We start from the raw sequence: 15,226 nt of genomic DNA, 5'->3' as shown, positions 1-15,226 counted from the left end.
CTCATCAATAGTTGAAAAGTATTATCCCTGTTCTGTCATATTTTGGAAACAGGGCGGCCGATCAGCCGGCGCAAGCGCTGCATGGCGTCGTCGGAACAGGTGACCGCCTGGGCGCAGCCCAATTGTCCCGCGCAACGCAGCATGGCCACCACCTGATCGTGGGCGCTTTCGGTGTCGCTTTCGCTTTCTTCCACTTGCGAGGTAAGACAGCGAGATTCCATCACCGTCATCGTGCCCCCCATCCTCGATTCTCGTTTTGATGAATGATACTAAACCTCAGCGCGAAATAATGTCAATGAAGCGCATTTATTGGTAATGCATACAAAAAAGTGACCGCTCGCCAAGGGGGGGAGGCGAGCGGTCGGGAGGTGTATCGATCTTAGAGAGGGAGGCTGACCTTAGGGGTAAGGTCAACATCTGGAGCCGATCATAGCGGCCAGCGCTGTCTTTGTCAAAACATTCTAAGATTGGTTCGCAGTTTTTTCAGAGGCCCTTTTCGTCGGCGATTCCCAAGACGCCGTCCAGCATTTCGCCGATCACCGCGCGGTCGAGGTCGCGGGTGATGAAGACGATGCGGGTGCTGTGATCGTCGTCGGGCCAGCCGGGCAACGGTGCCGGCGGATGGAAGACGTGCTGCACGCCGTGGATGGCCAAAGGCTGGGCGCTTTCCCGGGCGTTGACGATGCCCTTGATGCGCAACAGGTTCTCGCCGCGTTGGGAGATCAACAACTCCAGGGCGAAGGCCAGGGCCGGCCAACTGACGGCTTCGTCGCGGGTGAAGACAAAGGCCTGAACGCGGGAATCGTGGCGGTTGATGTCGTGGTGGTGGTGGCTATGGTCGTCGGGATCAAGCCCCATCTTGCGGTCGCGTTCGCGTCGCAGGTCGGCATAGGCTTCGGCATTCAGCCATTTGTGCACGTCGGGAATCTTGTCGGTGTCGTTGAACAGGCCGGCGTCCAGGATGTCCTTGGGTTCGACCGCGCCGTTCACCACCCGGATCAGCGGGGCGGCGGGATTCAAGCCGCGCAACCGGGCGTGCAGCACCTCGACCGCGGTATAGTCGGCGATGTCGGTCTTGGTCAGCAGCAAACGGTCGGCCATCGCGGCTTGCTTGACCGCCTCGTCGTGGTTGTCCAGGGTGGCCGCACCGTTGGCCGCGTCGATGGTGGTGACGATGCCGTCCAGGCGATAGCGGCTGGACAACAGCGGGTCGGTCATCAACGTGTGGATGATCGGCGCAGGATCGGCCAGACCGGTGGTTTCGATGACCACGCGGGTGAATTCCGGCACCTCGCCCTTGACCCGCTTCAGGAACAGGTCGCGCAGGGCGTTGACCATGTCGCCGCGCACGGTGCAGCACAGGCACCCCGATTGCAGCAGCACGATGTCTTCGGCCACATGCTGGACCAACAGATGGTCCAGGCCGACGGCGCCGAACTCGTTGATCAGCACCGCCGTCTCGCCCATGTCGGGATGGGAGAGCAGATGGTTCAAAAGCGTGGTCTTGCCCGAGCCAAGAAAGCCGGTCAACACGGTGACGGGAAGGGAATCGCTCATTTTCCGTACAAATCCTTGGGATCGACCTGGACCGTCGCGACCTCGACCAGCCCTTCGGGGCGGGCGGCGGTGTAGAAACAGGTGCGGCGGCCGGTGTGACAGGCGACCCCGTCCTGGTCCACTTTGACCAAGATGGTGTCGCCGTCACAATCGATCAGGAACTCTTTCAGGTGTTGTTGCTGGCCCGAGGTCTCGCCCTTGCGCCACAATCCCTTGCGTGAGCGGGAGTAATAGCACACCCGCCCGGTCGCCAGCGTCTCGGCTACCGCCTCGCGGTTCATCCACGCCATCATCAGCACCTCGCCGGTGTCGAATTGCTGGGCGATGGCGGGAACAAGCCCGTCGGCATTGAAGGAAATGGCGGCAAGCGCCGCCTGGGCGTCGGTCATGACCTGGGCTCCGCTTTGAAACGTCCTTACTCTATAGAACATTCATCCGGGCGTGCCCAGGCACGACACCAGATTGTCGGCCATGCGGCCCATCAGGGTGAAATACTGGTCAGGACCGGCGGCGATGTCGGCCCCCAGGGGATCGAGCACGCCTTGGCGGGCACCGGCGGAATCGGCCAGGGTCTTGACCACCGGGGCGGGGAATTGCGGTTCGCGGAACACACAGGCGGCCCCGGCGGCGCGCAGGCGGTCGCGCAGTTCGGCCAGACGGCGCGCCGATGGCGGACGGTCGGGATCGACGGTGACCGAACCGGCGGCACTCAGGCCGTAACGCTTCTCGAAATACTGGTAGGCGTCGTGAAAGACCACGAACGGCTTGTGCGTCACCGGCGCCAGCTTGGCCTTGATCTCGGCATCCAGCGCGTCAAGACGGGCGATGGTCGCCTTGGCGTTGCCTTGGTAGACATCGGCATGGGCGGCATCCACCTCGCTCAGCCGGTCGGCGACGGCAACCACCAGCAGGCGGGCGTTGGTCGGATCCAACCAGACATGGCCGTCGATCGGGCCATGGCTGTGGCCATGATGTTCATGCTCGTGCTCATGGTCGTGATCATCGTCACCGTGGTCGTCGTCCGTGTCTTCCTCCCACGCTCCGCCCTTGCGGGTGGCAAGGCTGACCGCGCCCGGCAGGTCGGCCATGGCGATGACGTCCAGACTGTCCTTGCGGCTCTTCAGCGGTTTGGCCAGGAAGGTTTCGAAGTTGTCGTCCACCAGTACGACCAGTTGCGCCGCCTTGAGGGCGCGGGCGTCCGACGGCTTCAGGGTATAGGTGTGCCCGGATTGGGGGCCAGAGACGATCAATCCCGGTTCGCCGACTCCTTTCATCACCGACGCCACCAGTGAATGCAATGGCTGGATCGAGGCGACCACCTTGGGTGTCTCGGCCCATGCCGGGGACACGGTGGCGCAAAGGGCGGCGACCGCGAACGCGGTGCGGGACAGCAACGGGGCGAGGGGCTTCCCCATGTCAGGGCTCCATGTCATGATGCGGGTCAAGAAGCAACGTTATAATATAACATTTCGGACCTGCCAAGCATGCCGACCGCGTTTCCATCCGCCGACCATGACCACCATGCCTGCGTAAGCCACGCCCTGGACGCGGCCGAGGCGGAATGTCGCCGTCGCGGGGCGCGTCTGACCGATGTGCGTCGCCGCGTGCTCGAATTGGTGTGGCAACAGGGGCATGCTCCGGTGGGGGCCTATGCCCTGTTGGACATGCTGGGGCGCGAAGGCTTCTGCGCCGCGCCGCCCACCGTTTACCGCGCGCTGGATTTCCTGTTGGCCCATGGTCTGATCCATCGGATCGAACGGTTGAACGCCTATACCGGTTGCAGCCGTCCGGGGGTGCCCCATGCCGGCCAGTTCCTGTTGTGCGAACGATGCGGCACGGCGGTCGAACTGGACGATCCGGCCATCGACAGCGTCATCGCCGCCGCCGCCGCCAGGCTGGGCTTCGCCGTCAGCCGCCAGACGGTCGAGGTGGACGGAATTTGTCCGGCCTGTCGGGCCCAGGGGGGCTTGGCATGACCGCCCCGGCGCTGGTGTCCATTGAGGGTGCGTCGCTGGTGCGTGGCGGTCAAACCGTGTTGTCCGGCGTGTCGCTGGCGGTGCGGCCGGGCCGCATCGTCACCATTGTCGGCCCCAACGGCGCCGGCAAGTCCACCTTGGTCAAGGTGGCGTTGGGATTGCTTGCCCCCGATTCCGGCAAGGTGACGCGGGCCGAGGGGATGGTGGTCGGCTATGTGCCGCAAAGTCTGAACGTCGAGCCGACCCTGCCGCTTTCGGTCCGCCGTTTCCTGTCCATGGCCGCGCCCCGTGCCTCGCGCCCGGAACAGGAAGCCGCGCTGGAACGGGTCGGCGCCGGCCATGTGTTGGGCCGTCAGGTGGTGCAATTGTCGGGGGGCGAGTTGCAGCGGGTGATGTTGGCTCGTGCCGTGCTGCGCCGGCCGCGTCTGCTGGTGCTGGACGAGCCGGTGGGCGGCGTCGACATGGCCGGACAGGCGGAAATCTACGATTTGATCGCCGATTTCGCCCGCACCCAGGGAACCGGCGTGTTGATGGTCAGCCATGATCTGCATGTGGTGATGGCCGCCACCGACGAGGTGGTGTGCCTGAACCGCCATGTCTGTTGCGCCGGCCATCCCGAAGCTGTCAGCCGTCACCCGGAATATCTGGCGCTGTTCGGTGCCCGTGTCGCCAACAGTCTGGCGGTCTATACCCACGTCCACGATCACCAGCATCTGGCCGACGGTTCGGTGGGCGGGACGGAACACGGACACGGACCAGGATGTTCCCATCATGGATGAGTTTCTTGCCCGTGCCCTGGCTGGCGGTCTGGCCTTGGCCGTGGTGGCCGGGCCGTTCGGCTGTTTCGTGGTGTGGCGGCGCATGGCCTATTTCGGCGACACCTTGGCCCATGCCGCGCTTTTGGGGGTGGTGCTGGGGGCGTTGCTGGATCTGGATTTCGGCATCGGCATCGCCGCCCTGTCGCTGACCTTGGCGCTTGCCGTCGGGTTGATGCAGCGTCGCCGCGACCTGGCGTCCGACACCGTTCTCGGCATCCTGTCCCACGGTGCGTTGGCTCTTGGATTGGTGGTGCTGTCGCTGATGCAGGATGCCCGGATCAACGTCATGGGCTGGCTGTTGGGCGACATCTTGTCGCTCGACTGGTTCGACGTGGCGGTGATGTGGGGCGGTGGCGCGGTGTTGCTGGCGGCATTGGCGGTGTTGTGGCGGTCGCTGGTGGCCATCACCATCGACGAGGATCTGGCCGCCGTCGAGGGGCACGCGGTGGAGCGCGCCCGGCTGGGCCTGATGGTGCTGGTGGCGTTGGTGGTTGCCGCCGCCATGAAGGTTGTGGGCATCTTGCTGGTCACCGCCTTGCTGGTGGTTCCCGCCGCCACCGCCCGCCGTTTCGCCCGCACCCCGGAACAGATGGCGGCGTTGGCCGTGCTGGTGGGGGCGGCGGCGGTGGTGTTGGGGCTGGGGGCGTCGTGGCGGTTCGACACGCCGTCGGGTCCGTCGGTGGTGGTGGCTGCGTTGGGGGTATTCCTGGCGTCGCGTGCCGTACCGGGGCGGGGCTGACCATGTGGCACCAGGCGGTGATCGACACCGAGTACACCCATGCCTTTTATCCCGAGATGGCGCCGGCCCACATGGCCTTCGCCTTGCTGGCACGGGGCCATGCTTCCCCCTTTGTCGCCGGAGACGGTTTTTCCTATGCCGAGTTGGGCTGCGGCCAGGGGTTGACCAGCATGGTGCTGGCGGCGCTGCATCCCCAGGCACGGTTCACCGCCATCGACCTGTTGCCGCGCCATATCGACGGGGCCAAGGCTTTGGCGGCGGCGGCGGGTGCCGACAACCTCGACCTTCGTTGTGAAAGCTTCGCCGACTTCGCCCGCCGCCAGGGCGGGGCCGATTTGGATGCCATCGTCCTGCACGGGGTATGGACCTGGGTGGACGCCGGGGTTCGCGCCACCTTGCAAGACATCGCCGCCCGCCGGCTGCGGCCCGGTGGGGTCTTGTACGTCAGTTACAATTGCCTGCCCGGCTGGGGGCCGGACATGCCGGTGCGGGCATTGTTGATGGATGCGGTGGAAAACGCCCAGGGGACGTTGTCCCAGCGCATCGACCATGCCCTGACGCGGTTGCGCCGCTTGGCCGACCAGGGCGGCTATTTCGCCGACAATCCCTCGGCCGCTGCCTTGGTCGAGGCGTTGCAAGCCAAATCCGACGGTTACATCGCCCACGAATACCTGAACCGCGCCTGGACGCCGTTCACCTCGGCCCAGGTGGCCCGTGACATGGCCAGGGCGGGTTTGTCGTTTTGCGCGTCGAGCACGCTGCTCGACCATCTGGACCATTGGCAGGTGGCGCCCGCGCATCTGCCCCTGCCCGATGGCGATGAAACCCTGCGCGACGTGTTGACCGCCCGCCGTTTCCGTCGCGACCTGTTCGTCAAGGCGCCGCGTCGTCTGGGGGCCGGCGAACGGCGCGCCGGGTTGGAAATGCTGCGTTTCGTGCTGACCGTGCCGGTGTCCGACATTCCCGATACCGTTACCGCGCCGGGTGGCGTCCAGGATTTTCCGCGCGCGATCTATCGTCCGTTGGCCGAGGCGCTGGCGGCGGGGCCATGTTCGCTGTCCGACCTGCCCGGCGATTTCGAAACGGTGGTCGAGGCGGTGCTGGCGCTGGTGGGGCTTGGTTTGGCGGCGCCGTCGCTGGAAGCGGGCGACAGCACGCGGTGCGCACGGCTGAACGCCGCCATTCTGGCCGCCAACCGGGGGGCGCCGGCGATCCGGCAATTGGCTGCGCCGGAATGGGGGACGGCGGTGGTGGTGGACTTCCTCGACCGTCTGTTCCTGGCGGTCGAGGCCGCCGGCGCCGCCGACGTGCCGATGGCGGTGTGGACGATCCTGAGCGGGCGGGGCAAACGGTTGCGCCGGGGGGGCCGCTGGCTCGAGGGCCAGGCCGAGAACCTGGCGGAGACGCGCCGCCTTTACGACGGGTTCATCGTGGAACGACGGCCGGGCCTGGTGGCCGCCGGGGCCGTTCAGTCCCGCCCGATCACCGCGTCGCCCACATAACGGAATTCGTCCACCACCAGATTGGCCCCCAATTCGCTGGCCGGGGTGCGTGAATAGCCGAAGCTGACGACGATGCAAGGCAGGCCGGCGCCCTTGGCGGCCAACACGTCGTTGACGGAATCGCCGACGAACACCGCCGCCTCGCGTGCGACGCCCAAGCGGTCGAGCACGGTGTCCACATGGACCGGGTTGGGTTTCAGCGCCGGGGTGTCGTCGCCCCCCACCACCACCGCGAAATATTGTTCGAGGTCCAGCGCCCGCAGAATCTCGCGGGTGGCGGCGGTGGGCTTGTTGGTGCATACCGCCAAGGCGACGCCGTGCTGCTTCAGACGGATCAGGGTGTCCACCACCTGGGGAAAGGGCCGGGTCAGCACGGTGGCGTTGGCTTCGTAGAAATCGAGGAAGCGCTTCAGCAGCGGTTCCACCGGGCCGGGCAGGCCACCCCGCGCGGCGAAGGCGCGCTCGACCAGGGTATGGGCGCCGTCGCCGACCATGGGGCCGACATCGGCTTCGGTGACGGCCGCGCGCCCCTCTTCGGCGAGGATGCGGTTGAGCGCCGCCGTCAGGTCGGGCAACGAGTGAATCAATGTGCCGTCAAGGTCGAACAAAACGGCGCGCCTGGCCTGATGCATTGAAACCTTCCGCAACAAAGATTGACTGGCTCACAAGCCGCCTTTGTGGCACCTTCCCGCCGCTACCGCAACCGCTTGGGTATGACCTTTCGGCATGGCCTCTTCTCAGCTCGCGATCATCGTTCTCGCCGCCGGCATGGGCACCCGCATGAAATCCGACCTGCCCAAGGTCATGCATCCCTTGGCCGGCCGTCCCATGGTCAGCCATTTGATGGATACCATTTCGGGCCTCAATCCCGACCGCGTGGTGGTGGTGGTCGGGCCCGGCATGGATCAGGTGGCCGAGGCGGTGGCCCCCGCCAAGACGGTGGTGCAGGGCGAACGCCAGGGAACCGGGCACGCGGTAAGGCAGGCGCGAGAGGCGCTGGCCGATTTCACCGGCGACGTTCTGGTGCTTTACGGCGACACCCCGCTGATCACCCGCGAGACGCTGGAGCGCATGCTGGCCGAACGGCGCGGCCCCAAGGACCCGGCGGTGGTGGTGCTGGGTTTCAAGCCTCGGGATGCGGGTCATTACGGCCGTCTGGTGGTCGGCGCCGAAGGGCTCAAGGCCATTGTCGAATGGAAGGACGCCAACCACGACCAGCGCGAGATTCCGCTGTGCAACTCCGGCGTCATGGCCATCGACGGCAACCGCCTATGGGGGCTGGTCGAGCGGATCGGCAACGACAACGCCAAGGGCGAGTATTACCTGACCGATCTGGTGTCTCTGGCCCGTGCCGACGGCGCCACCTGTTCCTTCGTGCTGGGCGAGGAAGAGGAGTTGCTGGGCGTCAATTCCCGTGTCGAACTGGCGGATGCCGAAGCCGTTGCCCAGGCCCGTCTGCGTGACCGCGCCATGGAAGACGGCGCCACCCTGATCGATCCGGCCAGCGTGTGGTTTGCCTGGGACACCAAGCTGGGCCGCGACGTGGTGGTGTGGCCGCATGTGGTGTTCGGTCCCGGCGTCACGGTCGGCGATGGCGTGGTCATCAAGGGTTTCTGTCATTTCGAGCAATGCTCGATCGCCGACGGCGCCGATGTCGGTCCCTATGCCCGTCTGCGTCCCGGCGCCGAGGTGGGGGCTAGGTGCCATGTGGGCAATTTCGTCGAGATCAAGAAGGCGGTGCTGGAAGACGGCGCCAAGGTCAACCACCTGACCTATGTGGGCGACGCCCGTGTCGGGGCCGGCGCCAATGTGGGCGCGGGGACTATCACCTGCAATTACGACGGCTTCAATAAGTCGTTCACCGATATCGGTGCCGGCGCCTTCATCGGTTCCAATTCGTCGCTGGTGGCGCCGATCAAGATCGGCGCCGGAGCCATCGTCGGCGCCGGGTCGGTGGTGACCCGCGACGTCAGTCCCGGCGCGCTGGCGGTGACCCGCGCCAACCAGATGGAACTTTCGGGCTGGGCCGACCGCTTCCGCGACAAGAAGCGCGCCGACAAACCCAACGGCAAGTAACGGGAGCAAACGCACATGTGCGGCATCGTCGGCATCATCGGCAAGGGCGACGTCGCGTCCTCGCTGGTCGAGGGACTGCGTCGGCTGGAATATCGCGGTTACGATTCGGCCGGCATCGCCACCTTGGTCGGCGGCCACATTGACCGCCGCCGGGCCGAAGGCAAGCTGGTCAACCTGGAAAACCTGCTGAAAACCAAGCCGCTGGCGGGCCATCTGGGCATCGGCCACACCCGCTGGGCGACCCACGGCGTGCCGAACGAGTGCAACGCCCATCCGCATGCCACCGCTCGTGTCGCGGTGGTGCACAACGGCATCATCGAGAACTATTCCGAGCTCAAGGCCGAACTGGTCGCCGCCGGCCAAGTCTTCGAAAGCGACACCGACACCGAGGTTGTGGCCCAGCTCATCGACTTCCATCTGGCTCAAGGCAAGCTACCTGAGGAGGCGACCGCCGCCGCGCTCAAGCGTCTGCACGGCGCCTTCGCCCTGGGCATCATCTTCGCCGGCCATGACGATCTGCTGATCGCCGCGCGCGAGGGCAGCCCGCTGGCGCTGGGTTACGGCGATGGCGAGATGTTCCTGGGCTCCGACGCCCTGGCCCTGGCGCCGCTCACCCAAAAGATCAGCTATCTCGCCGATGGCGATTGGGCGGTGATCCGCCCGGATTCGGTGCAGGTGTTCGACCGCGACGGCAAGGCGGTCGAGCGCGAGGTGCGGCTGACCCAATTGTCGGGGGCGCTGATCGGCAAGGGTCAGCACCGCCATTTCATGGTCAAGGAAATCTTCGAACAGCCTCAGGTGATCGGCGACACGCTGAACACCATGTTGAATCCGGCGACCCGCACGCTGACCCTGCCGGCGGTGCCGTTCGACCTGGGCGCGGTCTCCAAGGTAACCATCGTCGCCTGCGGCACCTCGTTCTACGCCGGTTCGGTGGCGCGCTATTGGATCGAAAAGCTGGCCCGCGTCGCGGTCGAGGTCGAGATCGCCTCGGAATTCCGCTATCGCGAACCGGTGCTCAGCCCCGGCGGTCTGGCCATCTTCATCTCGCAATCGGGTGAAACCGCCGACACCCTGGCGGCGCTGCGCTATTGCAAGGCGCACGGCCAGCACACTCTGGCCCTGGTCAACGTCGCCGAAAGCACCATCGCCCGCGAATCCGAGGTGGCGCTGCTGACCCAGGCGGGACCCGAGATCGGCGTCGCCTCGACCAAGGCGTTCACCACCCAACTGGTGGTGCTGGCCGGCATCGCCGTGTCCATGGCGCGGGCCAAGGGAAAGATGGATGCCGCCGAAGAAGCCCGGCTGTGCCAGGCTTTGGCCGAAGTTCCGGCCAACGTCTCGGCTGTCCTGCGTCAGGAACACCGTCTGCGCGAGATCGCCGAGACCATCGCCCCGGCTCGCGACGTCATCTATCTGGGCCGCGGCACCGGCTATCCCATCGCTCTTGAGGGGGCGCTCAAGCTCAAGGAAGTCAGCTACATCCACGCCGAGGGTTATGCCTCGGGCGAGTTGAAGCACGGCCCCATCGCGCTGATCGACGACCATGTGCCGATCATCGTCGTCTGCCCCACCGACGAGCTTTACGAGAAGACCGCCTCGAACGTCCAGGAAGTGGTGGCGCGGGGCGGCAAGGTGGTGTTCCTGTCGGACAAGCAAGGCATCGACCGTCTGGCGACCAAGGCGCTGGCGACGGTTGAGCTGCCGCAGGTCGATCCCTTCGTCGCGCCGATCCTTTACGCCATCCCGGTACAGCTACTGGCCTACCACGTCGCCATCGCCAAGGGCACCGACGTCGACCAGCCGCGCAATCTGGCCAAGTCGGTGACCGTGGAATAAGGCGCCAAGGATCACCGCACAGGTTGTGCGGTGACGAAATAGTTTCATACTCGACGAAATAGTCTCATACCGGACGAAATAGTTTCATACTGAATCACCTTGTCCTGAGGCTCTCCACGGGCGTAGGCTTTCCCGTGGATGGGCCGACAGGCCAGAGGTGCGCCCATGGCGCGACGGAAATATTCCGTGGATGAGGCGTTGATCGCCCGCTACCTGAAGGAAGGTCGCGGGGCAGGCTTCGGCGCCGATTACAAACCCTGGCTCAAAATCTACGATGTCCCTTCCTTGGGCCGCTCGCACCGCCTGCGAGGCATCAAGACCGGCCGGGTTCATCATTTCCTCTCCGACATCGAGGTCAGTCTTTTCTACCTGCTCGACTGGCACGACGCGGTCACCGATATCCGCGAGCAATTCCCGCTGGATCGCGAAGAAGCCCAAGCCATCGCCGACCGGGCGGGAATCCGCTATCCGGTCGATAGCCACACACGGGTGCCGTTGGTCCAGACCACGGACTTTCTCGTGGACTTCGTCGTGGACGGTGAGCATCGGCGTATGGCCTATGCCGTCAAACCCGTCGAGGCATTGTCCGAAAAGCGCAAGGCCGAGTTGCTGGAACTTGAGCGGCTGTATTGGCTGGCGCGGGGCGTTCCCTGGGGCATCGTGACCCGCGAAGAAATTCCCAAGGCTCTGGCCGGGAACATCGCCTGGGTTCACAACTACGTCTATGTGGACGATCTCAGACAACCACGCCCTGGTTTCTACGCTGAAAAAGCCGCCCTGGTCCTGAACGAGATCGCGTCATGGCGTGGTGTCTCGCTGAAACAAGCCTGTCAGGCGCTGGATGATCGTCTGGCCATGCCGCTGGGGACGGCGCTGTTGTTGGTGCGCCACCTGATCGCCTGCAAGCGGCTGCTCTGCGACATGTCCGAGCCGCAGGGCGAAGCCTCTCCGGTGGAAAACTTCCGTGCCGCGTCGCCGGCATCCCAACTGGGGAGGCTGGGATGACCGAACTGCTGACCAACCAACTGGTCGAGATCAAGTCGGAAGGCGTTATCTTTCGCGTCCTGTGGGTCGATCCGTTGGGGCGGGGATATTACGTCATCGACGTGCGCTCTCAGGCCGCCTTCCCCGAGTTTCGCGGGGCGCTGGAACTCCAGGAATTGATGGCTCACGACGAGGCCGCCCTTTTCCCCGACGACCAGTGGTTGGCGCCGCTCATGGATGCGGGATTGCCCGATAGCCACAAGGAACGGCGGGATCGGGCCTGGGACCTGATCCAGCCGCTTGCCCTGAACATGCCGGATATCTTCAAGACCAGGGTGCGCGGAGAAGCCGTCGCCGCTCTGGTCGATGCCGGCAAGGCGACCAAACAGACCGTGTACCGGCTGTTGCGGCGCTATTGGCAGCGAGGAATGGTGCCCAATGCCTTGCTGCCCGATTACACCCGAAGCGGTGCCCGTGGCCGCGAGAAGAGCATTTCCCCGGACAGACGGCGGAGCGGCGCCGAAGGCAACACCTACAGCGCCGTCATCGATGCCGATACAAGGCAACTCTTCCTGTCCTCGATCATGGCCTACAAACGCAACAAGCAGCTCGATTTGCGTGAGTGCCATGAGAAAATCGTCAAGCATCATTATTCCGAGCGGGTGCTGAACGAGCGCACTGGCCGATTCGAATACGTGGCCCGGCCGCCGTTTCCCACCCTGCGGCAGTTCCGCTACTGGTACGAAAAAGACAACGACATCTTCCACAACGAACGCATCCGCCGGACACCCCGCGTCTACGACAAGGACATGCGGGCCATCCTCGGTTCGTCCACGGCGGAAACCGTCGGTCCCGGCTTTCGCTATCAGATCGACGCCACCATCGGCGACGTCTACCTGGTGTCCCGCTTCGATCCCAACAAGATCGTCGGCCGCCCGGTGGTCTACATCGTCATCGACGTGTTCAGCCGGATGATTGCCGGGCTGTATATCGGCCTGGAAGGGCCGTCCTGGGTGGGGGCGATGATGGCCTTGGCCAATGCCGCCGAGCCCAAGGTCGAGTACTGTCGTCGCTTCGGGATCGAGATCGAGGACGCCGACTGGCCGTGCGAGGCCATGCCCGACAGGTTGCTCGGCGACCGTGGCGAAATGGCCGGGGCCATGGTGGAAACGCTGATCAAGACCTTGCGGGTCAACGTGGAAAACGCCGCCCCGTATCGGGCCGACTGGAAGGGGATCGTCGAGCAGCGCTTCAACATGATCCCGGCGAAGTTCAAAGCCTATGTCCCTGGCTATGTCGCCCCCGACTTCGGTGAACGCGGCGCACGCGATTACCGGCTGGACGGCAAGCTGGATCTGGCCGATTTCACGGAAATCTTCATCCGTTGCGTCCTCTACTACAACAACCATCACGTCCTGAAGGAGTACCGGCGGACTCCGGAAATGATCGCCGACGAGGCCCCGCCAGTGCCCATCGAACTGTGGCACTGGGGCATCGTCAATCGCAGCGGTTTCCTGCGGTCCTTTCCATCCGAGATCGTCCGGCTGGCCCTGATGCCCAGTGACGAAGCCACGGTGACGGCCAAGGGCATTCGCTTCTGGGGCGGCTTCTACAGCTGTGCCAAGGCGCTGGAGGAACATTGGTTCGAACGCGCCCGCCAGAAGGGCACTTGGAAAGTTCGCGTTTCCTATGATCCGCGTCTGATGGACGACATCTACGTACAGGAAGAGGGGGAGCGCGTCCGCTTCATTCCCTGCGCCTTGACGGATTCAAGCGCCGATTATCGCGGCAAATCCCTGTGGGAAATCGACCAGTTGCGCAAGGAAGACCGCCGCCAGGTGGCGGCCAGCCACCCCAATCAACTGAGCGGTCAGTTCAGCCTCAACGACGCCATTCAAGAGGTGATCGACAGGGCTGATAAGAAAACCCAGGCGGCACGGGCCTTCAATACCGAGAGCGACAGCCAGCGCACCAAGGGCGTTCGTAAGAACCGTGCGGCGGAAAAGGCGGCAAACCGGCCGGAAGAAGCCTTCCGCTTCGCCAAGCCGGAACAGCCATCGGCCACGGTGCTGCCGTTCCCAGGAAACCGGGCCGACGACACCAGCGAACCCGACATCACCGAGATCCTGCGCAGCTTGGGGGAGGACGGCGATGACGACAAATGAGCCCCAGGATCAGCAGTTACCCGAATACAGCGGCAACCCTTTCATCGCCAGTCTGCCGCCGATTCTGTCCATGGCCGAGGCGTTGAAGGCGCTCAACGCGCCACCGGCATTTCATGAACGGGAGCGCAGCTTCCCCGATGAATTGCGGGTGCACTGCATTCAACGCCTGAACAACTATTTCCTGCCGCTGGAGCAGCATCTGAAGCTGGAAATGGCGCTGTCCGTTCTGATCCGGCAGGGCTATGTCAGTCGGAACCCGCTTGATAAGACGTATTTTCAGCGCCTTCAGGACGGCCATGATCGGATAGTCCACAAGGATTTGCTCTTGGGGCGCCAACGATCGCCTTCAACCGCCTCCAGCATGGCCTTGGTTGGCTGTTCTGGCATGGGCAAGAGCAGGACGGTTGAGCGTCTCCTGAACCTTTACCCGAAGATTATTTACCACGAGGAACCGTACAGCTTTTACCAGATCGTCTGGCTGAAGCTGGATTGCCCCCTCCAGGGTTCGCCAAAGCAGTTGTGCATCAGCTTCTTCCAGGCCATCGATAACCTGTTGGGGACCGATTACATCCGGGAGTTTGCCGGTCCGCGCCGTGGTCTGGATGAAATGATCCGCCACATGTACCAGGTTGCCAATCTTCATGCCATCGGCGTGCTGGTCATCGATGAAATTCAGCATCTCAATCAGACACGTGGTGCTGGCCCGGACCTCCTGCTGAATTTTCTGGTCACTTTGGTCAACACCATCGGCATTCCCGTACTTACCGTGGGCACACATGGCGCAATGGCCGTCCTCCAGGGGAATTTCCGGCAGGCGCGTCGGGCCAGCGGCTTGGGGAGCCATGTTTGGAATAATCTGAAGCCTGATCGGACCTGGGACCATTTTGTCGATGCCATGTGGCGGTACCAATGGACCCAGGAATTCACGCCCCTAACCGACGACCTGCGGCAGGTTCTGTACGAAGAAAGCCAGGGCATCATCGATGTGGTGGTGAAGCTCTTCATGCTGGCCCAATTGCGTGCCATCCGCCTGCGGGCGGTGCGACGCCGCCCCGAACGCCTTGACCGCGAGCTATTGCTTCAGGTCGTGGCGCAGGATTTCAAGCTGATCGCTCCCATGCTCAATGCCTTGAAGCGCGGTGACGAGCGGGCGTTAGCAAAATACGACGACCTTAGGCCACTTCAGAAGCACGTTCAGCAGGTGTTCGCGGATTACGCTCCGCCCATGCCCGCTAGCGAGGAACCGCCGGCGGCAGAGGCGCCCCAAGTCTCGCCCCGCCAAGCGCTGGCCGCCATGGGCATTGCCGACGATCTCGTCGAAGTCCTGCTGGCCCGTGCACAACAGGACGGCGCCGACGAATTCGACCTCCTGGGGGCGGCTTTGGCGCAGCTCAAGGCCGGGAAGAAGTCGGCCATGCCGAAACGCAAGAAAGTCAACAAGCCGGAGGTCGATCCCCATTCCGTCCACGGCATCGTGCAAGCCAGTCTCGCCGCTGAACGTTCGCCCTATGAGGCGTTGAAGGAGGCTGGATACGTCCGCGATCCGCTCCAGGACTTGGCCGGATAGGTG

14 protein-coding genes are annotated in these 15,226 nt (G+C 64.2%); 9 read left to right on the top strand and 5 right to left on the bottom strand.

Translation table 11 applies throughout. The features are described 5' to 3' along the window. Nucleotides 1-35: 35 nt before the first annotated feature. From G4223_RS09740 to G4223_RS09725, 4 genes are all read right to left on the bottom strand, one after another. Complete coding sequence (locus G4223_RS09740) at nt 36-230, bottom strand: hypothetical protein (protein WP_163678542.1); 195 nt, start codon at nt 228-230, stop codon at nt 36-38. Between the two features lie 253 nt (nt 231-483). Next, a complete protein-coding gene (locus G4223_RS09735) occupies nt 484-1,557 on the bottom strand; it encodes a CobW family GTP-binding protein (RefSeq protein ID WP_163678539.1) in 1,074 nt (357 codons plus the stop codon). Next, on the bottom strand, nt 1,554-1,946 hold the full coding sequence (hisI, locus tag G4223_RS09730) for a phosphoribosyl-AMP cyclohydrolase (RefSeq protein ID WP_163678536.1): 393 nt from the start codon (nt 1,944-1,946) through the stop codon (nt 1,554-1,556). Before hisI ends, G4223_RS09735 begins: the two co-directional genes overlap by 4 nt. Before the next feature lie 42 nt (nt 1,947-1,988). Beyond that, the gene (locus tag G4223_RS09725; protein ID WP_163678533.1) at nt 1,989-2,972 is read right to left on the bottom strand and encodes a zinc ABC transporter substrate-binding protein; all 984 of its coding nucleotides are present in this window, start codon (nt 2,970-2,972) and stop codon (nt 1,989-1,991) included. Nucleotides 2,973-3,041: 69 nt separating this feature from the next. On the opposite strand from G4223_RS09725, the gene G4223_RS09720 reads away from it, so the two are divergent. The 4 genes from G4223_RS09720 to G4223_RS20220 are packed head-to-tail and all read left to right on the top strand — an operon-like array spanning nt 3,042 to nt 6,592. Continuing rightward, nucleotides 3,042-3,533, top strand: coding sequence for a Fur family transcriptional regulator (locus G4223_RS09720; RefSeq protein WP_163678530.1), 492 nt, complete (start codon nt 3,042-3,044; stop codon nt 3,531-3,533). After that, nucleotides 3,530-4,312, top strand: coding sequence for a zinc ABC transporter ATP-binding protein ZnuC (gene znuC / locus G4223_RS09715; protein WP_163678527.1), 783 nt, complete (start codon nt 3,530-3,532; stop codon nt 4,310-4,312). The genes G4223_RS09720 and znuC overlap by 4 nt, the downstream gene beginning before the upstream one ends. Beyond that, the gene (locus tag G4223_RS09710) at nt 4,305-5,090 is read left to right on the top strand and encodes an iron chelate uptake ABC transporter family permease subunit (protein ID WP_163678524.1); all 786 of its coding nucleotides are present in this window, start codon (nt 4,305-4,307) and stop codon (nt 5,088-5,090) included. Before znuC ends, G4223_RS09710 begins: the two co-directional genes overlap by 8 nt. Nucleotides 5,091-5,092: 2 nt before the next feature. Further along, the gene (locus G4223_RS20220; RefSeq protein WP_163678521.1) at nt 5,093-6,592 is read left to right on the top strand and encodes a methyltransferase regulatory domain-containing protein; all 1,500 of its coding nucleotides are present in this window, start codon (nt 5,093-5,095) and stop codon (nt 6,590-6,592) included. Here the strand turns inward: G4223_RS20220 and gph are convergent. Beyond that, entirely contained in the window at nt 6,559-7,224 is a 666-nt protein-coding gene (gph, locus tag G4223_RS09700) for a phosphoglycolate phosphatase (RefSeq protein ID WP_163678519.1), read from the bottom strand. The genes G4223_RS20220 and gph overlap by 34 nt on opposite strands. A 94-nt stretch (nt 7,225-7,318) precedes the next feature. Here gph and glmU point away from each other — a divergent pair, with 94 nt between their 5' ends. From glmU to G4223_RS09675, 5 genes are all read left to right on the top strand, one after another. Continuing rightward, the gene (gene glmU, locus G4223_RS09695; RefSeq protein WP_163678516.1) at nt 7,319-8,668 is read left to right on the top strand and encodes a bifunctional UDP-N-acetylglucosamine diphosphorylase/glucosamine-1-phosphate N-acetyltransferase GlmU; all 1,350 of its coding nucleotides are present in this window, start codon (nt 7,319-7,321) and stop codon (nt 8,666-8,668) included. A 15-nt stretch (nt 8,669-8,683) separates the two neighbouring features. Further along, nucleotides 8,684-10,507 carry a glutamine--fructose-6-phosphate transaminase (isomerizing) gene (gene glmS / locus G4223_RS09690; protein WP_163678512.1) on the top strand — a complete coding sequence of 608 codons (1,824 nt, stop codon included), beginning with the start codon at nt 8,684-8,686 and terminating at the stop codon, nt 10,505-10,507. 165 nt (nt 10,508-10,672) lie between these two features. After that, nucleotides 10,673-11,512, top strand: coding sequence for a TnsA endonuclease C-terminal domain-containing protein (locus G4223_RS09685; protein WP_163678509.1), 840 nt, complete (start codon nt 10,673-10,675; stop codon nt 11,510-11,512). Next, a complete protein-coding gene (locus tag G4223_RS09680) occupies nt 11,509-13,656 on the top strand; it encodes a Mu transposase C-terminal domain-containing protein (protein WP_163678506.1) in 2,148 nt (715 codons plus the stop codon). The genes G4223_RS09685 and G4223_RS09680 overlap by 4 nt, the downstream gene beginning before the upstream one ends. Next, a complete protein-coding gene (locus tag G4223_RS09675) occupies nt 13,643-15,223 on the top strand; it encodes an ATP-binding protein (protein ID WP_163678503.1) in 1,581 nt (526 codons plus the stop codon). Before G4223_RS09680 ends, G4223_RS09675 begins: the two co-directional genes overlap by 14 nt. The last annotated feature ends 3 nt before the right edge of the window (nt 15,224-15,226 follow it).

Origin of the sequence: Magnetospirillum aberrantis SpK, from assembly GCF_011022235.1 — a bacterium.
In the GTDB taxonomy this organism is placed as follows: domain Bacteria; phylum Pseudomonadota; class Alphaproteobacteria; order Rhodospirillales; family Magnetospirillaceae; genus Magnetospirillum; species Magnetospirillum aberrantis.
Note: the sequence above shows the minus strand (reverse complement) of the source record. Positions and strands in the feature narration are given on the sequence as shown.